Raw genomic sequence first — 21,354 nt, 5'->3', positions numbered from 1 at the left:
TCAAAGGGCTATGAAAACCGCAGAGTTGCGACAGGCGTTCCTCGATTATTTCAAACAGCAAGGTCACACCATTGTTCCAAGTAGTTCGCTGGTACCTGCGGACGACCCCACATTGCTGTTTACGAATGCGGGAATGAACCAGTTCAAGGACCTTTTCCTGGGTCGCGAAGAGCGCGACTATACCCGGGCAACCTCTTCCCAGAAATGCGTCCGCGCCGGTGGCAAGCACAACGACCTTGAAAACGTCGGCTACACCGCCCGTCATCACACCTTCTTCGAGATGCTGGGCAACTTCAGCTTCGGTGACTACTTCAAGCGCGAAGCGATCAATTACGCCTGGACATTCCTGACCGGCGAGAACTGGTTGAACCTGCCGCAGGAAAAGCTCTGGGTAACGGTTTACGCCGAAGATGACGAGGCCTTCGATATCTGGAACAAGGAAATCGGAGTGCCGGCAGACCGCATCGTCCGTATCGGCGATAACAAGGGTGGCCGCTATGCCTCGGACAACTTCTGGCAGATGGGCGATACGGGTCCCTGTGGCCCCTGTACCGAAATCTTCTACGACCATGGCCCGGATGTCGCTGGTGGCCCTCCTGGCTCACCGGAAGAGGACGGCGACCGCTATATCGAGATCTGGAACGTGGTGTTCATGCAGTACAACCGCACCGCCGATGGCGAGATGCTGAAGCTGCCCAAGCCGTCTGTCGACACCGGCATGGGACTTGAGCGGATCACGGCGGTTCTGCAGGGCGTTCACAGCAACTATGAGATTGATCTGTTCCAGGATTTGCTGGCGGCGGCATCACAGGTTCTGGGTGGTGCTGCCACTACCGAAGCGTCCCTGCGTGTCGTTGCCGATCACATTCGCTCCTGCGCTTTCCTGATTGCCGATGGTGTGATGCCGTCCAACGAAGGCCGGGGTTTCGTGCTGCGCCGGATCATTCGCCGTGCGGCACGCCATGGCAACAAGTTAGGTGCAAGTGGGCCTTTCTTCTACAAGCTTACCGGCGCCCTGTGCGAGCTGATGGGCGATGCGTTTCCGCAACTGGTCAGCAGCCGTAAACAGATTGAAAAGGTATTGCTGCAGGAAGAGGAGCAGTTTGCCAAGACCCTGGACAAAGGCCTGCGCCTGCTTGAGCAGGACATTGCCGAGCTCAAGGGCACCGAGATTCCGGGCGAGACCATCTTCACCCTGTACGACACCTACGGTTTCCCTGTTGACCTGACCAACGACATCGCCCGCGAGCGGGGCCTTACGCTTGATTATGAAGGCTATGAGAAAGCCATGGAAGGTCAGCGTGAGCGCGCCCGGGCAGCCAGCAAATTCGGTATCGACTACAACGCTGCTGGTTTGCAGCTTGAGGGCAAGACCGAATTTACCGGTTACGAACATATTGACGGCCACGAGAAAATCCGTGCAGTGATCGTCAACGGTGAAGAAAGAACGGCTGAAGCTGGCGATGAAGCGGTTGTCGTGCTCGAGCGCACACCTTTTTACGCCGAGTCCGGCGGCCAGGTCGGTGATACCGGGCTGCTGACCTGGAGCGGTGGCCGGTTCAAGGTAACCGATACACGCAAGGAAGGGGATAACCACCTGCACCTTGGCACCCTGATCGAAGGCGAGCTGTTCCCGGGGCTGGAAGTAGATGCGCGGATTGATCATGCCCGTCGTGAGCGCACCAAGCGCAACCACTCTGCCACTCACTTGCTGCATGCAGCCCTGCGCAAGGTGCTGGGTGAGCATGTGAGCCAGAAGGGGTCGCTGGTGGATCCTGACAAACTGCGTTTTGATTTCTCCCATTTCGAGGCCGTCACGCCCGAGCAGTTGCGAGAGATCGAGCGCCAGGTGAACGAGCAGATCCTGGAAAACAGCCCGGTACAGACCGAAATTACCGACATGGAGAAGGCCCAGGAAAAGGGCGCCATGGCGCTGTTCGGTGAAAAATACGGGGATGTGGTACGGGTGCTCAGCATGGGTACCGACAACTACTCTGTTGAACTCTGCGGCGGTACTCACGTTTCCCGCACCGGTGACATTGGCCTTTTCCGTATTACCTCAGAAAGTGGTATTTCATCCGGGGTGCGTCGTATTGAAGCGGTTACTGGCATGGGCGCGCTGGATTGGATTGACGGTACCGAGCGCACCCTTCGGGAAGCGGCGCGTCTGGTGAAAGGTTCCCGCGAGTCTGTGATCGAAAAGGTTCAGCAGACCATTGATCGCAACCGTCAGCTCGAGAAGGAAGTGGATGCCCTGAAGGCAAAGCTTGCCTCTTCGGCAGGCACTGATCTGGCCAGCACGGCTGTTGATGTGGCGGGTCTCAAGGTAGTGGCTTCCGAACTGGAAGGTGCTGACCGCAAGGCCCTGATGGAAACGGCCGATCAGCTCAAAAACAAACTGGGTGAAGGTGTCGTGGTTCTCGCCAGTGTTGAAGATGGCAAGGTTACTCTGGTTGCAGGGGTCACCAAGTCCGCTACCGGGCGGATCAAGGCCGGGGACTTGATGAAGCATCTGGCGGCCCAGGTGGATGGTAAAGGCGGGGGGCGTCCCGACATGGCTCAGGGCGGCGGGAACGACCCGTCGAAGCTTGAGGATGCCCTGGCCGGTGTTGCCGGCTGGGTCGAAAAAAATATCGCTTAAGCAACTGTTTTTATGAGCGGGCAGGGGTTTATAATCCCGCCCGTTTCTTTTGATTGGCGGGGCGTTGCTCCGCTGTGAGTCCCCGTTTCGGATATTGGGAAAACAATGGCTCTGTTGGTTCAGAAATTTGGTGGCACATCGGTTGGCACAACCGAACGTATTGAAGCGGTAGCCGACAAGGTATGTCGTTTTCGCAAGGACGGCCATGATGTGGTTGTCGTGGTTTCCGCCATGAGTGGTGAAACCAACCGGCTGATTGCCCTTGCCAACGACATCATGGAGGAGCCGACTCCCCGTGAGATGGATGTGCTTGTCTCCACGGGTGAGCAGGTAACAATCGCTCTGTTGTCCATGGCATTGCAGAAGCGCGGCTGCGAAGCGCGGTCCTACACTGGGTCCCAAGTACGCATCCTCACAGACAGCAGTCACACCAAGGCACGGATCAAACAGATCGACGAGCAGCGTATGCGCGAAGATCTGGATGCCGGCCGGGTAGTGGTTGTTGCCGGATTCCAGGGAATCGACGAAAGTGGCAACATCACCACCCTGGGACGGGGTGGGTCGGATACGACGGCCGTGGCTCTGGCGGCGGCCCTCAGGGCGGACGAATGCCAGATCTATACCGATGTAGACGGTGTCTACACCACCGATCCCAGAGTTGTTGACACCGCGCGCAGGCTGGATCGGATTACATTCGAGGAAATGCTCGAGATGGCCAGCCTGGGCTCCAAGGTGCTCCAGATCCGCTCGGTAGAATTTGCAGGTAAATACAACGTTCCATTAAGGGTTCTTTCCAGCTTCCAGGAAGGTGAGGGCACCCTGATTACTCTTGAGGATGAAAACGCCATGGAACAACCGGTTGTTTCCGGCATCGCTTTTAACCGTGATGAAGCCAAACTGACCATTGCCGGCGTACCGGATACTCCGGGCAGCGCCCTGCGTATTCTGAAACCGGTGAGCGATGCCAATATTGAAGTGGATATGATCGTGCAGAACGTGGGTGAGGATAACCGCACTGCCTTCACGTTCACCGTTCATCGGAATGATTTCAAGCGGGCGAAAGAGGTGCTTCAGCGGGTTGCGGATGAGCTGGGCGCCCGGGAAGTTGCCGGTGACAGCAAAATTGCCAAGGTCAGCATTGTGGGTGTGGGTATGCGCTCCCACGCGGGCGTGGCAACCCAGATGTTTGAGGCGCTGTCCAATGAAGGCATCAATATCCAGATGATCTCCACATCAGAAATCAAGATTTCCGTGGTGATCGATGAAAAATACCTTGAGCTTGCGGTTCGGGCACTGCACAGTGCATTTGAACTGGACAAGCCCGCGGTATCGGACGAGGCCTGAAATCCGCAGATAAAAAGGTCGGTCTGCGGGGCCTCCGGAAAAAGGGCATCATATACTGAGCCTATGACAAACGTGAACCGTATAAGTGAATGTGCGTCTACAGATCAGTAAGTGATCCCACTATAAAAGCAATAAGTAGATTAAAAACCATTTGTCGGAACAGGTAGCTCTGGATAGGGAGTAAGGGATATGTTGATTTTGACTCGCCGCGTGGGCGAAACTCTGATGGTCGGCGACGATATTACCGTCACCGTTCTGGGAGTGAAGGGCAATCAGGTACGCATTGGCGTTAATGCCCCGAAAGAAGTCGCGGTACACCGCGAAGAAATCTACCAGCGGATCCAGTCGGAAAAAGGCTCTGAAGAGCCGGAACCCGGCAACAGCTGAGAGACAGAAAGCCGTTCAAGGGAGACCTGAACGGCTTTTTTGATCCGGGGAAACATCGAGTCTGAAAAATCTCGTGTCAACCCTATGAAAACAGAAAAATTATGGTAGTATACGCCCCGTTCTCAAGGAGAGGTGGGTGAGTGGCTGAAACCAGTTCCCTGCTAAGGAACCGTACGAGCAATCGTACCGAGGGTTCGAATCCCTCCCTCTCCGCCATTTCCTTTCCAGGGAAAGCGAGACAGGTTGAAGTAGCATTCAACCAGAGCAAGTGATCAATGTGCGGCTGTAGCTCAGCTGGATAGAGTACCTGGCTACGAACCAGGCGGTCGGAGGTTCGAATCCTCCCAGCCGCGCCATCGATCAACCTGCCACACGTTTTAAGCGGCTGTAGCTCAGCTGGATAGAGTACCTGGCTACGAACCAGGCGGTCGGAGGTTCGAATCCTCCCAGCCGCGCCATATTAAGATCAAAACGCCTCAGTTTGTGCACCCCACAGGCTGAGGCGTTTTGTTTTGTCCTCAGTCAATTCCGGGTTGATCAATATTTGCGCAACCTCCTCTTTCGAGCCTAATCTTCAGGGTGTAGGGAAATCTTATACCAGGAAGGAGGTCCACCCATGAACAAGACACTGAACGGCGCCTACAAAGATCACGACCAGGCCAAGAACACCTGGGATGATCTTATTGCAAGCGGCATTCCGCGCGATAACATTTTTATCGACGAAGAAGCCAAGGTGGTAAAAGTCAGCGTGCCCGCTGAGACCGAAAGGGAGATTCTTGAAATATTCGAGCGGCACCAGCTTCACTGACATGAGCCGATGCCAGTATGCGGAGGCAGGCAACCAGGTTGCCTGCCTCTTCTGGTTTTAACGGCTTAAAGCCGGAAGCGGGAAACCAGATTTTGCAGGTCGCTGCCAAGCCGGGCCAGTTCGCTGCTGGAGCTTGCGGTCTGGTTCGATGAGGCTGCAGATTGATCGGTTACATCCCGGATGCTGGTAATGTTCTGATTGATCTCCTCAGCCACCGAGGTCTGCTGCTCGGATGCCGTGGCAATCTGACTGTTGTATTGCTTGATGTCTTCAACGGCCCGGGCAATGCGCTCAATGGTTGCCCCGGTTGCTGTGGCGCGCTCAAGGGTGTTTGAAGCCATGGTGGTGCTTGACTCCATGGCGGATACCGAGTTGCCGGCACTGCTTTGAAGAGACGTTACCAGGGTCTCGATTTCCTGGGCGGATGATTGGGTACGTTGGGCCAGTGAGCGCACCTCGTCGGCAACAACGGCGAAGCCGCGACCCTGCTCGCCTGCACGCGCTGCTTCTATCGCGGCGTTCAGGGCCAGCAGATTGGTCTGTTCCGCGACGGATTTGATGACATCAAGGACCGTACCGATATTGGCGGTCTCTTTCTGCAACCCCTGGATGGTTTCCATGCTCTGGCTGACTTCCCGCGCCAGGTTGTTTACCTGATTAACGGTTTCCTGGACTTCCCGCTCACCGTCACTTGCCTGGCTGGCGGCATCGGATGCAACCGAAAATGCCTGCTCTGCGCTCCGTGCGATCTCGCCAACGGTTGCAGTCATTTCGTTCATGGCCGTCGCCACCTGGTCGGTTTCCTGTTTCTGGCGATTGATGCCGTCGCTGGTCTGGCTTGTGACTGTTGAGAGTTCCTCGGCAGAGGCGGCGATGTTGGACGCCCCGGATTCGATGCTTCTGACCAGCTCCCTGAGGCTGGTCACCATGGTTGCCAGGGCCGCCATCAACCGGCCGATTTCATTGGTTCCGCTGGCGTTGATGTCCACGGTCAGGTTGCCGGAGGCTACTTCCGATGCGACGTTTACGGCCTGGTTGAGAGGGGAAACGATAGCGCGGGTAATGAGATAAGCCATGAGGATGCCGAGCACCAGAGCAATGCCGGTGGCACCGAAAATCAGCCAGGATGCCTGCTGGCGGTCTGCTTCCATCTTTTCAGCCTGAAGCGCCCGGAGGCTGTCTGCGGCGTCGATGGCATTCCTGGCCGCATTGACCATGTCGTCCGACAACTGGCTGCCCCCGTTGGTGAGGTCTACAACCGTGCGAAATTCGCTGACATAGGTGTCGAGCGCCGCGTTGATCTGTTCCTTTTCCTCGGCGGTAATTGCCGCGGACTTGAGCGGGCCCTGTACCCTTTTCGCGTCATCGAGAAAGGCCTTTACGCTCGCGTCGTCGTGTTCGATAAGAAACTTCCGTTCCGATCGGCGCATATCCTCGAAAATGGCCGAGGCAAAAAACAGGGAGCTGTGAGCCTTGAGCGAGGACCCGAAGATCCGTGCGCTGGTTTCAAGGCGCGCAAGTGCTTCATCCCGCGCCGCGATGTTCGATTCAACTTCTCCCATCAGCCGCTGGTAGTTTTCTACATCAGCCTGAATCTGGCTCAGCGTATTGATGTTTTCAGGCGCTGCAAGCAACGGTTTGATTTCGCTGGTCAGTTCCAGGACCCGGTCGCCCTGGGCCCGGGTTTTGGTGACGGCACCTGTGTCACCGGTCAGGAGAAAGTTTTTCTCCTCGACCCGGGCCTCGGTGAGGTTCGTGTTCACCTGCCCGAGCATGGCAACGATATTTGACCGCTGGCTGTAGCTATCGAGTGCGCGGTCGCCAACCAGGCCGACCAGGATGGTCAGCACAAGCAGGATGGCAAACCCGCCGGCCAGTCTGGTCCGGATGGTCATGTTGCTGAAGAGTTCTGAGAAACCCATTTTTTTCTGTGTCCCTGGAGGATGTGAGATTTGCCGACCCAGCCTCGACAGCTCCTCGTTCCGGTGCGGGCCGGCAGGCATTTCTGATACGCCTTGAAGAGTAAAGGTGGCTCTTATTTGACTTATATTAAGGCGGTTTACGGCGGGGTATTCCAGAACTTTACAGTTACAGATGATTACCGGGTGTTTTTTAACGTGATACAGAAAGCGGATTTGCTGATCCTGAAATCTATCAGAACCAGCTCGGTTGATTACCACATCAGATCATCGGGGATCTCATAGCCAGCGTAGGGATCGTCATCTCCCACATCATCCTTCTTGCGATCGTGCAGAACGACAACGGCGCTTTCATCCCGTTCCATGATTTTCCGGGCAACGCCCTCCGCCACAATCTCGTAATTATCATTCACGAAGACGATCGCAAGCCGGCCGCGGGAAAGTTGATCAACCATGGTTTCGTCCACAAACAGCTTTTTGATCTTCTTGTCGTGGACAAACTGATAGGAGGTTTCGCCACGGCTGCGATCAAGGCGATTGGTCTCCACCAGTTGGCGAATTTGGGCCAGGATGGCCTTCTTTTCTGCCGCCCGCTGACGTTCAAGGTTTAACTGCCGATCGCGTTCGGCTTTTTCTTCCCGCGCCTGGCGTGCGCGGATCTCGGCCTCGTTTACCTCGACAGCGCCCTTGGGTTGCTGCTTTCGTTTTTTGCGCTTTTCACTGCGAATGGCCTTGGCTTTTTTCTCGTCGGCAAGGCCGGCTTTCAGCAATTGATCCTGCAGGGATGCCATCAGTCACTCCGTTCTTTTGTTGCGGATTCTGGTATGATTTGGGCCTAGTATACGCCCTCATTATTGCCTTCATAACCAGCTTCCGCTGATTCCGGGATTTTCTTCTATGTCTTCTTTTAGTGACTTCGGCTTGTCCTCCGCCATGCGTTCGAATCTTGAGCAGCTGGGTTTTGCACAACCCACTGAGATTCAGGCAAAGGCCATTGAGCCCGGGTTGGCCGGTAAAGACATCATCGCCATGGCGAAAACCGGCAGCGGAAAAACGGCCGCTTTTGGCATCAGCCTGGTAGAGCGGCTGAATCCCAGGTTGTTTGCGGTTCAGGCATTGGTGTTGTGCCCGACCCGGGAGCTGGCAGACCAGGTGGCCAAGGCGCTCAGAGAGCTTGCGCGGGCTCGCGAGAATATCAAGGTGCTGACCCTGTGCGGCGGTGTGGCGATCGGGCCCCAGATTGGTTCGCTCAGCCATGGGGCCCATATCGTGGTTGGCACTCCCGGCAGGATCCAGGATCACCTGCGTAAGCAGACCCTTTCTCTGGCGCGACTCAAAACTGTGGTGCTTGATGAGGCTGACCGGATGCTCGATATGGGGTTCCAGGAAGCAATGGAGGATATCCTCTCGCAGACACCGCCATCCCGCCAGACCATGATGTTCTCCGCCACCTGGCCCGCGCCCATTCGCGAGCTCAGCAAACAGTATCAGAGCAACCCGGTAGACGTTCGCGCCGAGCAAACCGGTGACAATCCGGATATTGAAGAGCTGTTCTACGAAGTGGCTCCCCAGTCGAAATCAGACGCCATTGTGGCTCTGCTCTCCGAGCGACAGCCTGAGTCCTGTATCGTCTTCTGCACAACCAAGCAGCAGTGTGACGACATGGCGCAGGAACTGGTCGACCGGGGGTTTTCCGCACTGCCGTTGCATGGAGACCTTGAGCAGAGAGAGCGTGACAGTGTGCTGGTGCGCTTTGGTAATCAGAGTTGCTCAATTCTGGTTGCCACCGATGTGGCCGCCCGAGGCCTGGATATCAAGTCCCTGCCGTTGGTTATCAATGCCGAGCCAGCGAGGGACCCGGAAGTTCATACCCATCGCATTGGTCGTACCGGCCGGGCAGGAGAGCAGGGCCATGCCGTTACCTTCTGCACGCCGGCCCAGGGCCACAAGATCACCCGTATCGAATCCGAAAGGGGGCGGAGCGTGGAGTGGGGTGATACTGAGTCCCTTCTGGCGACTCCGCTAAAGCCGGTGATTCCTTCCATGAAAACGCTCTGTATCGCCGGCGGCCGCAAGGACAAGATCCGTCCCGGGGACGTGCTGGGTGCCTTAACCGGCGAAGCGGGCCTGCCCGGGAAAGCGGTGGGAAAAATCGACTTGTTCGATCATCAGTGTTTTGTGGCTGTTGAAAAGTCGCTGGCAGGGAAGGCTTTGGCCAGGCTTGAGGGCGGTAAGGTGAAAGGCCGGAAAATACGCGTCCGATATGCCTGAATGAGAATTGCTTCGGGTGCTGTGATGCATGTCTTTCCGGGCCGCGACGCTCGGAAACCCCGTATAGATTTTTGCATTCAGGTTGCCCGGGGGCACTGAAAACGGTAAATTACGCAGGATTTTGCCACCCGAATTGTCGCGGAAGTCCCTTAGACCTTAGTCTAACTGGTCAGTCCGGGCAAAGTTCGGGAGAAACATAAATCAATACAGGTAGCTGTTCGATATGAATGACCTGATGTCACAAGCCGTCGATCTGATGATTGCCGGAATGGGGTTTGTGTTCGTTTTCCTGATTATTCTGGTATTCGCAACACTCCTCATGTCCAAGCTTATAGGACGGTTTGCGCCGCCAGAGCCGGCAACCCCGGCCAAAACGCCACGTGCCAAGCCGAAGGCGCCCGCGTCGGTTGACCCTGACACAGCCGAGGCCATCAAGAAGGCGATTGCACAATTCCGGTCGCGCCACAAGAAGTGACCCGGTAAAAGATAGAACCTTTAAACAGAAGGCTGACACGATGACTGACACAAAGAAACCGCTGGGGATTACGGACGTTATCCTGCGTGACGCCCACCAGTCCCTGCTTGCCACCCGTATGCGGCTGGATGACATGCTGCCTATTGCCGAGAAACTCGACAAGGTCGGTTTCTGGTCACTGGAATCCTGGGGCGGAGCGACCTTTGATTCCTGCATCCGCTACCTGGGCGAAGACCCGTGGGAGCGCATCCGCGAGCTGAAAAAAGCCATGCCCAACACCCAGCAGCAGATGCTTCTGCGCGGGCAGAACCTGTTGGGTTACCGTCATTATGCGGATGATGTGGTGGACCGTTTCTGTGAGCGTGCCGCCGAGAACGGCGTCGACGTGTTCCGTATTTTTGATGCGATGAACGACCCCCGTAACCTGGATCGTGCCATCAAGGCCGTTCGCAAGACCGGCAAACATGCTCAGGGCACCATTGCCTATACCACCAGCCCGGTTCACACCATCGAAATGTGGGTGGAGCTGGCGAAGGAAGTGGCCGACATGGGTGCGGACTCCATCGCGATCAAGGACATGGCCGGTATTCTCAAGCCGTACGTGGCTTTCGATCTGGTCAGCCGTCTGAAGAAAGAGCTGGATATCCCGATCCACATGCAGTGTCACGCCACCACCGGCATGTCGACCGCCACCGCCATCAAGGCTGCGGAAGCCGGTATCGATAACGTGGACACCGCCATTTCCTCAATGAGCATGACCTACGGTCATTCGCCCACCGAAGCGGTGGTTGCGATTCTTGAGGGTACTGACCGTGATACCGGCCTGGATCTGAACCTGCTCGAAGAGATTGCCGCTTATTTCCGCGAAGTACGGAAGAAGTACGCGAAGTTCGAGGGCAGCCTCCGTGGTACCGATTCCCGCATCCTGATTGCCCAGGTGCCGGGCGGTATGCTGACCAACATGGAAAACCAGTTGCGTGAGCAGAATGCCAGCGACAAGTTCGATCAGGTTCTGGAGGAGATCCCCAAGGTTCGTGAAGACCTGGGCTTCATCCCGCTGGTAACCCCGACCTCCCAGATTGTCGGTACCCAGGCGGTACTGAACGTTCTGACCGGTGAGCGCTACAAGTCCATCTCCAAGGAGACCTCAGCCATCCTGAAAGGCGAGTACGGAGCAGCTCCGGCGCCGATGAACAAGGAACTGCAGGAGCGTGTTCTGGATGGCAAGGAAGTGATGACCTGTCGTCCGGCAGATGTGCTTGAGCCGGAAATGGACAAGCTGACCGACGAACTGAAAAAGTTGGCTGACGAGAAGGGCATCAGACTGGCGGATAACCTGGTCGATGATGTGCTGACCTACGCCCTGTTCCCGCAGATCGGCCTGAAGTTCCTTGAAAACCGTGACAACCCGGATGCGTTCGAGCCGGTTCCGACCGCCGAAAGCGCTGCTCCGACCAAGAAGTCTGAAGGCCCCGAGACCTATACCGTGGAAGTGAATGGCAAGAAATTCGTGGTTGCCGTTTCCGAGGGTGGTGAGATCACCCAGATCCAGGGCGAGGGCGGTGCTGCCTCAGCACCAGCTGCTTCCTCGGCTCCGGCACCTGCTGCAGGTGAAGGTGAGCCTGTGGTTGCGCCCCTGGGCGGTAACATCTTCAAGGTCCTGGTTTCACCGGGTGACACCGTGGAAGAGGGCGATGTGATGATTATCCTCGAGGCCATGAAAATGGAAACCGAGGTTCGCGCGCCGAAAGCCGGCACAATCGGTGAAGTCTTCATCAAGGTCGGTGATGCCGTCTCCCCTGATGACGAAATGCTGACAATCGCATAAGGGCCAGCATTCCATGGAAAAGTTAATGACACTCTGGACAGGCAGTGGCCTGTTCAACATCGAGATCGGCCAGGTGATCATGATCGCCATCGGCCTCGGTCTTCTCTATCTTGCGATCAACAAGAAATTTGAGCCGTTGCTTCTGGTACCCATCGGGTTCGGTGGCATTCTGGCGAATATTCCGGAGGCAGGGCTTGCCCTGACTGCGGCGGAAAATGCCATCCACTTCGCGCTGAAGAGCGAGGCAACGCAGATTCTGGCCGCATTGGCTGCGCCATTGGATGTGGCCTATCAGGCCGGGCAGGCGGTAACGCCCGAGCTGAAGGAAGCCTTCAAACAGGCCGTTAAAGAAGCAAGTTACTCTGAAATGGCGATGGCGAACTCCCTTGCTCAGGACTTCGGTTACGGCAATGGCATGCTGTACAACTTCTACTCCGTGATTATCGGCAGCACCGTTGGCCCGCTGCTGATTTTCATGGGTGTAGGGGCGATGACGGATTTCGGTCCGCTGCTTGCCAATCCCAAGACCCTGCTGCTGGGTGCCGCTGCACAGTTCGGTATTTTCGGTACGGTCATCGGTGCCGCGCTGCTGGACTGGACCGGGATCCTCGATTTCACCATTCTTGAAGCGGCTGCCATTGGTATCATCGGTGGTGCGGATGGTCCGACGTCCATCTATGTGTCCAGCGTTCTGGCACCGCACCTGCTGGGTGCCATTGCAGTCTCGGCCTACGCCTACATGGCTCTGGTACCGATGATTCAGCCGCCGATCATGAAGGCGCTGACCAGCCAGAAAGAGCGGGCTATCAAGATGTCCCAGCTCCGCCCGGTGAGCAAGAAAGAGAAGATCATCTTCCCGCTGGTGGTACTGATTGCCGTGGTGCTGTTCCTGCCGGATGCAGCCCCCCTGCTGGGCATGTTCACCTTCGGTAACCTGATGCGTGAATGTGGCGTGGTTGAGCGTCTGAGCGACACCGCCCAGAATGCTCTGATCAACATCGTAACCATCTTCCTGGGCTTGTCTGTCGGTTCCAAGCTGATGGCAGACAAGTTCCTGGATGGCCAGACCCTGGGCATCCTGGGCCTGGGCATTGTGGCCTTTGGTGTTGGCACGGCGACCGGTGTTCTGATGGCGAAGCTGATGAACAAGTTCACCAGTGAACCCATTAACCCGTTGATCGGTTCTGCCGGTGTATCTGCGGTGCCGATGGCGGCGCGGGTCTCCAACAAGGTTGGTCTGGAAGCCAACCCGCAGAACTTCCTGCTGATGCACGCCATGGGCCCGAACGTGGCCGGCGTTATCGGCTCTGCGGTTGCTGCCGGTGTGATGATCAAGCTTCTGGGCTGATTCGTTTGCCGCAGTACCGAAAACCCCGCCTTTGTGCGGGGTTTTCTTGCTTTATAAGACTGATAATTCTGGAGTTTGAGCAGGTGTGGAACCTCCTTTCAGGAACCGCTACGAGCACATCCATGTGCGCTTGACTCCGGCCTTCCCTGGCCGGAGACATTCCTGAAAGGAGGTTCCACACCCGCTCCATGATCTCTGGAGTCATCGCATCGAAGACCTACATCATGTAGGTCGGATTAGGCGAAGCCGTAATCCGACAGATTTAATCGGCAAGTCGCAGACTTAATGAAAATTCCGGGAATGAACCGGCAGGGACTGAATCAGATGGCTAAGATCCGAAAGCCGCCCCGCCATCACATGCACAATATCCCCTTGGCGTTCCAGCACTCCTTTTACATGCAACAACCGGGCGGTCAGTAACGGCTTGCGCTGCCGCCGTGCCGTTTCCAGCCAGACCACCACGTTCACATTGCCGGTCTCGTCTTCCAGGGTAACGAAGGTAACGCCGGAGGCGGAGCCGGGACGTTGGCGGCCGGTAACAAGGCCGGCAACCTGTACAGGGATGCCAGCTTTGGTGGATTTGAGCTGTTCGGCGCTGAGGCAGAACTTCAGGTGCCCCTGTTCACGGAGCAGGGCCAGCGGGTGGCGCTGGAGGGTGAGCCCCTGGCTGGCGTAGTCGGCAAGGACGTTCTGGCCTTCTGAGGGCTCCGGTAGCTGCTGGCAATAGTCCGGCTGGTAATCGACAGCGACTTCTTCAGCGAACAGTTCCGTGGGCTGCTCGTGGTCGAGCAGCTGCCAATAGGCCTGGTGGCGATTGGCGGTGAATGCAGGCATGGCGTTGGCGCCCGCGAGCAGCTCCATATCCCGCTGATTCAGGGCGGCCAGGCGGCGAAGTTCGCTGGCGGAGCGATAGCCTGCGGCCGGGCGGTTCTGGTGGATGCGTTCGGCACCATTAACGGAAAAGCCCTGAATGATTCTCAAGCCCAGCCGGAGTTGGCGATTGGGGCCTTCCAGGGTGTGGTCCCACTGGCTGGCGTTCACATCCGGCGGCAGTACGGTGACGTTGTGGCGTCGGGCATCCTGAACCAGTTGAGACGGCGAGTAAAACCCCATGGGCTGGCTGTTGAGCAGAGCACAGTAAAAGGCCGCCGGATAGTGCCGTTTGATCCAGGCGGAGACGTAGACAAGCAGGGCAAAGCTGGCGGCGTGGGATTCGGGGAAACCATAGCCGCCAAAGCCGCAGATCTGCTGGTACAGCCGTTCGGCAAAATCGGCATCGTGCCCGCGCTCCAACATGCCGGTGACCAGCTTTTCCCGGAACGGGGTCAGGTCGCCGTGGGATTTCCAGGCGGCCATGGCCCGGCGCAACTGATCGGCTTCGCCGGCGGAGAAACCGGCCGCCACCATGGCCAGTTTGATCACCTGTTCCTGGAAGATGGGCACGCCCAGGGTGCGTTCCAGTACCTTGCGCACGGCATCGTTGGGGTAATCCACCGGCTCCAGGCCGTGCTTGCGGCGCAGATACGGGTGCACCATGTCGCCCTGGATGGGTCCGGGCCGCACGATGGCCACTTCGATCACTAGATCATAGTAGGTTTCCGGTTTCAGGCGGGGCAGCATGTTGATCTGGGCCCGGGATTCCACCTGGAACACGCCGATGCTGTCGCCTGTTTGAAGCATGGCGTAGGTGGCCCGGTCTTCCTGGGGAATGTCCTGCATCCGGAAAGGCTGGCCTTTTTCATCGCTGATCAGTTCCAGCGCCTTTCGAATGGCAGAGAGCATGCCCAGGGCCAGTACATCCACCTTCATCAGCCCAAGGCTCTCGAGATCGTCCTTGTCCCACTGGATCACGGTTCGGTCGGCCATGGCGGCGTTTTCCACCGGCACCAGTTCGGCCAGTGGCCCGGCGCTGATCACGAAACCGCCCACGTGCTGGGACAGGTGCCGGGGGAAGCCCAGCAGTGTATTGACCAGAGTAAAGAACTGGTCTGCCACTTGGGGGTTGCGGGTGATTTTCTTGTCCAGAATCTGCTGTCGCCAGTTGGTGGCTTTGTCCCGCCAGTCGATGCCTTCCAGTAACTGCTCCACCAGAGCCGGATCAAACCCCAGGGCCTTGCCAACATCGCGAATGGCACTCCGGGGACGATAACGGATCACCGTGGCGGCCAGGGCAGCCCGTTCGCGGCTGTAGCGGCGGTATATATACTGGATGACCTCTTCCCGCCGTTCGTGTTCAAAATCCACATCAATATCGGGGGGCTCGTTCCGGTCTTTGGAAATAAACCGCTCGAACAGAAGCTCCACCCGGGTCGGGTTCACCTCGGTGATGCCCAGGCAGTAACACACGGCAGAATTGGCCGCCGAACCGCGGCCCTGGCAGAGGATCCCACGGCTGCGGGCAAAGTCCACAATATCGTGGATGGTGAGGAAGTAGTGCTCGTACTCCATCTCCGAGATCAGGCCCAGCTCCTTGCGGATCAGGCTCTGTACCTGCAACGGCGTGCCTTCCGGATAACGCCGGCGCTCGCCTTCGCGGGTCAGCCGTTTCAGGTAGCCGGCTGGAGTCTCACCCTCCGGCACCAGATCTGGGGGGTATTCATAGCGCAGGCTGCCGGGCTCGAAGGTGCACTGGTTGGCAATGGCCAGGGTTTCATGCAGCCAGGCTTCCGGAAACAGCCGTTGCAGAACGGGCAGGGGGCGCAGGTATCGCTCGCCATTCTGGAACAGGCAGTGGCCGGCATTCTCCAGATTAGTGTGGTTGCGCAGAGCGGTGAGCACATCCTGCAGGGGTTGGCGCTCCCGGCTGTGCATGTGCACCTCGCCTACGGCAGCAACGGGAATGCGTAGCTGATCGGCCAGCCAGTGTATTCGGGCAAGCCGCTGTTCCTCACCGGATTCCAGGGTGCGGGCGGCGGCAATCCAGATCCGGGGGTCAAACAGCCGGGCCAGCCACTCGCCGCAGGCCAGGGCCTGATCGGAATCAGCCTCGGTAGGCGAGGGCGGCAGCCACAGGCACAGGCAGTCATCGAGGGCATGAGTTTCAATGTCCCGATAGAACAGTTGGTACTGGCCTTTTTCCGCACGGCGGCGACCAGTGGTGATCAGCTGGCAAAGCTGGCCATAGCCCTTGCGGGTGCGGGCCAGAAGGATAAAACGGGGCGGGGTTGTGCCGGCTGGCGCATCTGAGAGCTCAAACCAGCTGCCGGTAATGAGTTTGACCGGGCTGTCTGCCAGCGCCGCCCAGGCCCGGGGAATACCGGCAACGGAGCAGGCATCGGTGATGGCCAGGGCGGTGTAACTCAGCTCGTGTGCCCGCTCGGCCAGCTCGTGAGGATGAGATGCGCCGGTCAGGAAGGTGAAATTGCTGAAGCAGAACAGCTCCGCATACTGTTGCCCAGGCATCAGCCAAACCACCCATGCACAAACCAGCCTTCCCGGGCATCCCGGAAGACCCAGGCCAGTTGGCCGCTGTTCAACTGGGCAATGTAGTAATCCCGGTGCACCCGCTGGCCATCCCACCAGCCGCCGCTAATGCGCTCTGGCCCGGAAAACCAGGCAATTGGCGCCTCGGTCAGCGGTTGCGGGCCTTTCAGCAACCAGAGTGGCCGCCTGGGCAGGTCTGCCGCCGGTATCAGCGGCGTTCCGGTTTTACGCAGAACTTCCGAGGCCGACCAGGCCCGCTCGGGACGATGATCAGCCTGGGGGGAGAGTTGTCTGAGTGCCTGATTGCCAAGACGCGCCTGCAACCGGCTGATCAGGGTATGCCAGGCTTCATTGAGATCCTGGGTTTCGCCCAGCAGATCTTGCCCGGTGGGTGCTTCCCGGGAGAGGAAACGCTTCACCAGTAAAACAATAGAGATAACCGGGGCGCTCAGGGAATGTTGTTCCAACCGCAGGCGAATCAGGTTCAGAAAATTATCGGCCCGGTGCTCGGGCCCGGACGTGCGAATCTGCAGCCGGGTTGGCTCTGCATGGCGGTGCCGGAGAACCAGCCGCAGGCTGTCGGTATCCTGTTGGCGCCAGCACAGATCTTCTTCCAGTTCGGCGAGCATGCGCTGGAGCGGAAACACCAGCCCCTGGGTGTTCTCTATTTCCTGCACAAAATCCGCCTGTTGGCGGAACGAGTGGGGCGGTTGCCAGGGTGTGCGGGGATCCGGCCGGGTGCCCTGGATTTTCTGGATGTAAGCCAGCAGTTCCGGAGACAGGCGCCGAGCCAGTTCCCCGGGCGGTAAATCAAACACCTCCCCCAACGTGTTCAGCCCCAGGCGCTGTAGCCGGGTACAGGCTTTCTCGTTGAATTCCGCTGCCAGCAGGGGCATCTGGCTCAGGCTTCGAAGAATGTGGCCCTTATCTGCTGTGCATTCCCCCTTGCCGGCGCGGGCAATCAGCCGGGCCGCCAGAGGCGTATAGCCAATACCGATCCAGGCATTCAGCTGGCGCTCATTCAACCCCTGTTCCACCGTTTGCCAAACGGCCGGCAGCCCGCCATAGAGCTTCTGCAGGCTGCCAATCTCGGCCAGCAGGCCATCGGGCGGCACCAGCACAATATGGGCGGCGTAGCGGTACAGCCAGCGGGCCTGATCTTCCAGAATCCTGGCTTCCCGGGTTTCATCGGCACGCACCATGCCCAGGTCCGGCGCCAGGCTGATAGCGGTTTTCAGGCGCATGCCGCTACGAATACCCTGACTCCTGGCTTCGGGGCAGGCCTGGATTACCTTCTGGCCAGAGCCTTCAACCACCACCAGGGCGCCCTGATCTTCACGGGTGCGGCGGATATGGTCCAGCACCAGGTGCGGGAAATGCAGATACAGCCAGAGCATGGAGCGTTATTACCCGGTTGAACCCGACCAGGGGCCCCGGACAACCCGGGTGGTTTCACGAAATGAGAGATCGGCCCGCTGGGCCATGGCCAGTGAACAGCGCTGCCCGGGCCAGCTGCCCCGGCGTTTGAGTACATTCACCTTGAGAGCCTGCTGCTCGCCGGGTTCCAGTTCCAGGCGCAGGGCCGCCGGAGAGTTCTGCTCGGCGTAGCGCCGTTCCCGGAACAGCACACACACATTGCTGCCAGCTTCGGCGGCCAGTTGCAGGCGGCGGACTTCCCGTGAGGCCAGCTTGCCCGGCCAGGCCATCACCAGCCCGGTGACCGGTGAACGCAGGCAGTTCTCAAGGGTCCACAGAAAGTCGCCCTCATCCTCGGTATGGATCAGAACCACCTGGTCCAGATTCACGCCTTCCCGGGCCAGGGCAGGGGCATAGGGCGTGTGCGGCGGGTTCAGCCAGAACACGCTTTTGCCCTCTTCGCATACCCGTTGAATAAGCGGCAGAAGCAAATGCAGCTCGCCAATTCCCGGTGCATCCAGCAGACATTCGCTCAGGGCACCGCAGGGCCAGCCCAGGCCACCGAGCTGGTTATCCAGCACCTGGTAACCGGTTGACTCTGCAGGCTGTGTGGTCTGGGTGTGGCGGTGCCCCTGCCAGACACGGGCATCCTGCATCAGCGTGTTCAGAAGCTCGCTCATGATGAAAACTCTCGGAATACTGTTTAAATATACAGTATTCCGAAAACGGCTGGATTTCAAGAGACGGGTTGATAAAGCGAAGGGCACGACCCACGCTTGTAGTACAGCCATCAACCATGGAGGTTGAAATGAGTGACCTGAAAGCACACAGCTGTGAAGCATGCAGCCCGAACGCACCCAAGGCGACCGAGGAAGAAAAGCAACAGCTACACAAAGAGGTTCCAGACTGGGAAATTCTGGACATTGACGGTGAAGAACAGCTTCACAAGGTCTACAAGCTTAAAAACTTTGTGAAGGCTCTGGAATTCACCAACAAGATCGGTGACCTCGCGGAAGCCGAGGACCATCACCCCGTGATTGTTCTGGAGTACGGCAAAGTTGCAGTGAGCTGGTGGAGCCACGAGATTGGTGGCCTGCACAAGAACGACTTTATCCTGGCAGCGAGAACCGACGCTGCGTTCAACGATATGCAGTAATCCCCATCGCGGCGGAACCCGATTTCCGCCGCTGTCCTTCCCTGAGGCTAGAAGCCTTCATCAACCGGACTGCGCACACCAAAACCGCCCTTACGAACAACGTGGGTGTAGATTTCTGTAGTGCGAACGTCGGCATGGCCCAACAACTTCTGAATGGTGCGAATATCGTATCCCGCTTCAAGTAGACGAGTCGCAAAGCTATGGCGCAGGGCGTGGCTATTTGCCTGTTTATAAATTCCCGCTTTTCGAATGGCGGAACCTATGGCCCGCTGGACGCTGCGATCCATGAGATGGTGTCGGCGCAGAACGCCGCTACGGGGGTCTACTGATAATTTTGAGGCCGGAAACAAGTATTGCCATGTCGGTTCCCGGCCTGCGCTGGGATATTTCCGGTTCAGAGCAGCGGGCATGTAGACCTCCCCATGGCCTTGAGCAAGATCTTGCATGTGCTGCGCCAGGCAGATTTTCATTTGCAGAGTGAGTGGTTTGCAAAGGGAGTCCGGGAGCAGTGTTGTTCTGTCTTTGTTGCCTTTGCCGCCGCGTACGATGATCTGTTGCATCCCGAAATCTATATCCTTTACCCGAAGCCTCAAGGCTTCGTTGATTCGAAGGCCCGAGCCGTACATTAAACGCGCCACCAATTGAGACTCGCCCTGCAAGTGGCCAATTACAGCCCGGGCTTCGTCATGGGTGAAAACCGTGGGTAAGCGCTGGGGCTTTCGTGCAAGTTCAAATGATAGTTCTTCCAGTGGCTGCTCCAGAAACTCTCGAAACAGAAAAACAATGGCATTCAGAGCTGTTCGCTGGGTGCTGACACTGCTATTACGTTGAACCGCCAGATGTGACAGGAACTGCTCCACTTCCTTTGCCGAGCAGGCAGAAGGGTGTTGCATGCCATGAAAACGAATGAAGCGTTTGATCCAGTGACAGTAAGTTTGTTCAGTTTTGTAGGCCATGTTCCGGCTACGGATCAACGCACGAAGCCGATCCATGAAGCGGGTAGGGTTATCCGGCAGTTTGGGTGGGATGTCCAGGATCATTCGCTCAGCCTCCATGCTGTTTATTTATACAGTACTGTAGGGCTGGCATTGCGTAAATTCACGCAGAAAACCGGAGATATACGACAACTGTCGCAAAATTCCATCATTTTCTCTTTAAGTGGCTTACAACCCCATGAAAATTATGGAATAGTCAATAAGGATTGGCGGAAAATAAGCGGCCGGATGCTTTTGGAGAAATTCAATAATTGACGCCTATCTTGCGGGCAACTACTTTTTAGAGCTCAGTAGTTTACTGATAAAAAAAGAAAATTTGATGGTGGCATGAAAAGCGTTGGGAGATAGACGCATTTTGGATAGATGTCATTTGTCGTTGAATTAGCTGTTAGAAACTGGTCGAGCGATGGATAAACCCGAATATCTGTACCACGGTACTCGAAAAAAGCTTGATCTGCTGAATCCGACGCAGGGTGTTGGGTATGGCATGGCGGATAACGAGCACGGCGTTTATGCTGTTTCAGAGCGGGAGTTGGCAATCCCTTTTGCAATTTCATACCGCCCTCTCGGCGACGGGGCAGTTTTCTCTGTTGAAACCTCGGAGCGCCCACCTCGTATCATGCTAAAGGATACCGATGTTGATTGGGACCAGGTGGGATATGTGTACAAGGTCAGGTCCGAAACTTTTGAGCAAATTGATTCAGAGCAGTGGTTATCCAGGGTTCCCGTTAAGCCGGTGGAAACTGAGGAAATCAAGCCAGAATCCTATCGGAACTGGATCGTGTACAAATCGGAAAGCTAGAGACCGTGCAAAAAGTTTCTAACCAGGCCAGTCACGGCGACGGCTACTGCATTGCGGCTTCGCCTCCATTCCGCAGCAGCGCGTGCTGAGCTGCGTTAAATTGCAGGAATAGCATGCGAGTAGGGAGCTTCATTTTCGTTGTGGTTGGGCTTTTAGGAGCTTTTTTCAGCTTCTTGGAATTTTCTGGAGCCTCCCTTCCTTATCAGGATGCAACGCCAGAAATGTTGGAGCAGCAATCCGCTAGCATTCAGTTTTGGGGAGCGTCACTGCTGGCAAACCTTTTTCTTCTCATTGTTGGCGGGTGGGGTTTATGGCGTACACGCCGCAGGAAATAATACATGGACGTAGTCGGCGTGGAGCTGCAAATTAACAAAGCCATTAAGTCTGTTCCGGGCCGATGGCCCTCCACGGGACGCCCTTGTCAGGGCGCCCCTTATGGCTGGCGTGTGTGCCGGGCATGGCACAGAACTAGGGAGGTGAAAGTCCTCCTGCCAGGTGTTCGCAGAGCCGAAGGCTAGGAGAAGGGCAAGGGCGTCATCGC

General features: G+C 57.2%; 16 protein-coding genes and 3 tRNA genes. 13 read left to right on the top strand and 6 right to left on the bottom strand.

All coding sequences use genetic code 11. The features are described from left to right. Positions 1–10: 10 nt before the first annotated feature. The 7 genes from alaS (at position 11) to ACESMK_RS16620 (ending at position 5,180) form a co-directional block, all read left to right on the top strand. A complete protein-coding gene (alaS, locus tag ACESMK_RS16650; protein WP_373001176.1) occupies positions 11–2,641 on the top strand; it encodes an alanine--tRNA ligase in 2,631 nt (876 codons plus the stop codon). Between the two features lie 105 nt (positions 2,642–2,746). Continuing rightward, positions 2,747–3,985: an aspartate kinase gene (locus ACESMK_RS16645; RefSeq protein ID WP_373001174.1), complete on the top strand. Its 1,239-nt coding sequence runs from the start codon at positions 2,747–2,749 to the stop codon at positions 3,983–3,985. Positions 3,986–4,174: 189 nt separating this feature from the next. After that, positions 4,175–4,372 carry a carbon storage regulator CsrA gene (gene csrA / locus ACESMK_RS16640; RefSeq protein ID WP_008172808.1) on the top strand — a complete coding sequence of 66 codons (198 nt, stop codon included), beginning with the start codon at positions 4,175–4,177 and terminating at the stop codon, positions 4,370–4,372. Positions 4,373–4,498: 126 nt separating this feature from the next. Beyond that, a tRNA-Ser gene (locus tag ACESMK_RS16635) sits at positions 4,499–4,588 on the top strand. Between the two features lie 63 nt (positions 4,589–4,651). Continuing rightward, positions 4,652–4,728: transfer RNA gene (locus ACESMK_RS16630), tRNA-Arg, on the top strand. Positions 4,729–4,753: 25 nt separating this feature from the next. Continuing rightward, positions 4,754–4,830 (top strand) — tRNA-Arg (locus tag ACESMK_RS16625). Positions 4,831–4,988: 158 nt separating this feature from the next. After that, positions 4,989–5,180, top strand: a complete 192-nt coding sequence (locus ACESMK_RS16620; RefSeq protein ID WP_373001172.1) for a hypothetical protein — start codon at positions 4,989–4,991, stop codon at positions 5,178–5,180. A 65-nt stretch (positions 5,181–5,245) separates the two neighbouring features. On the opposite strand, the gene ACESMK_RS16615 is transcribed toward ACESMK_RS16620, so the two are convergent. Then, on the bottom strand, positions 5,246–7,102 hold the full coding sequence (locus ACESMK_RS16615) for a methyl-accepting chemotaxis protein (protein WP_373001170.1): 1,857 nt from the start codon (positions 7,100–7,102) through the stop codon (positions 5,246–5,248). A 251-nt stretch (positions 7,103–7,353) separates the two neighbouring features. Continuing rightward, positions 7,354–7,890 carry a DUF2058 domain-containing protein gene (locus tag ACESMK_RS16610; RefSeq protein WP_373001168.1) on the bottom strand — a complete coding sequence of 179 codons (537 nt, stop codon included), beginning with the start codon at positions 7,888–7,890 and terminating at the stop codon, positions 7,354–7,356. 106 nt (positions 7,891–7,996) lie between these two features. Between ACESMK_RS16610 and dbpA the strand changes: the two genes are divergently transcribed. The 4 genes from dbpA to ACESMK_RS16590 all read left to right on the top strand — a co-directional run bounded on the left by dbpA (position 7,997) and on the right by ACESMK_RS16590 (position 13,021). Continuing rightward, positions 7,997–9,370 carry an ATP-dependent RNA helicase DbpA gene (gene dbpA, locus ACESMK_RS16605; protein WP_373001166.1) on the top strand — a complete coding sequence of 458 codons (1,374 nt, stop codon included), beginning with the start codon at positions 7,997–7,999 and terminating at the stop codon, positions 9,368–9,370. A 223-nt stretch (positions 9,371–9,593) separates the two neighbouring features. After that, the gene (locus tag ACESMK_RS16600) at positions 9,594–9,845 is read left to right on the top strand and encodes an OadG family protein (protein ID WP_008172126.1); all 252 of its coding nucleotides are present in this window, start codon (positions 9,594–9,596) and stop codon (positions 9,843–9,845) included. A 40-nt stretch (positions 9,846–9,885) separates the two neighbouring features. Continuing rightward, entirely contained in the window at positions 9,886–11,673 is a 1,788-nt protein-coding gene (oadA, locus tag ACESMK_RS16595) for a sodium-extruding oxaloacetate decarboxylase subunit alpha (protein ID WP_373001164.1), read from the top strand. 13 nt (positions 11,674–11,686) lie between these two features. Then, positions 11,687–13,021: a sodium ion-translocating decarboxylase subunit beta gene (locus ACESMK_RS16590; protein ID WP_373001162.1), complete on the top strand. Its 1,335-nt coding sequence runs from the start codon at positions 11,687–11,689 to the stop codon at positions 13,019–13,021. 282 nt (positions 13,022–13,303) lie between these two features. On the opposite strand, the gene ACESMK_RS16585 is transcribed toward ACESMK_RS16590, so the two are convergent. The 3 genes from ACESMK_RS16585 to imuA are packed head-to-tail and all read right to left on the bottom strand — an operon-like array spanning position 13,304 to position 18,540. Next, the gene (locus tag ACESMK_RS16585; protein ID WP_373001160.1) at positions 13,304–16,423 is read right to left on the bottom strand and encodes an error-prone DNA polymerase; all 3,120 of its coding nucleotides are present in this window, start codon (positions 16,421–16,423) and stop codon (positions 13,304–13,306) included. Then, positions 16,423–17,841 (bottom strand): Y-family DNA polymerase, encoded by a 1,419-nt coding sequence (locus ACESMK_RS16580; RefSeq protein ID WP_373001158.1) that lies wholly within the window; start codon positions 17,839–17,841, stop codon positions 16,423–16,425. The genes ACESMK_RS16585 and ACESMK_RS16580 overlap by 1 nt, the downstream gene beginning before the upstream one ends. Positions 17,842–17,850: 9 nt before the next feature. Further along, positions 17,851–18,540, bottom strand: a complete 690-nt coding sequence (gene imuA, locus ACESMK_RS16575) for a translesion DNA synthesis-associated protein ImuA (protein WP_373001156.1) — start codon at positions 18,538–18,540, stop codon at positions 17,851–17,853. 128 nt (positions 18,541–18,668) lie between these two features. On the opposite strand from imuA, the gene ACESMK_RS16570 reads away from it, so the two are divergent. Continuing rightward, on the top strand, positions 18,669–19,016 hold the full coding sequence (locus ACESMK_RS16570) for a 4a-hydroxytetrahydrobiopterin dehydratase (RefSeq protein ID WP_373001154.1): 348 nt from the start codon (positions 18,669–18,671) through the stop codon (positions 19,014–19,016). A gap of 47 nt (positions 19,017–19,063) precedes the next feature. Here ACESMK_RS16570 and ACESMK_RS16565 read toward each other — a convergent pair whose 3' ends face one another. Beyond that, entirely contained in the window at positions 19,064–20,056 is a 993-nt protein-coding gene (locus ACESMK_RS16565) for an integron integrase (protein ID WP_373001152.1), read from the bottom strand. A 361-nt stretch (positions 20,057–20,417) separates the two neighbouring features. Here ACESMK_RS16565 and ACESMK_RS16560 point away from each other — a divergent pair, with 361 nt between their 5' ends. Next, positions 20,418–20,813: a hypothetical protein gene (locus ACESMK_RS16560; protein ID WP_213512529.1), complete on the top strand. Its 396-nt coding sequence runs from the start codon at positions 20,418–20,420 to the stop codon at positions 20,811–20,813. Positions 20,814–21,354 lie beyond the last annotated feature (541 nt).

Source organism: Marinobacter sp. (assembly GCF_041687235.1).
Taxonomy (GTDB): Bacteria; Pseudomonadota; Gammaproteobacteria; order Pseudomonadales; family Oleiphilaceae; genus Marinobacter.
Note: the sequence above shows the minus strand (reverse complement) of the source record. Positions and strands in the feature narration are given on the sequence as shown.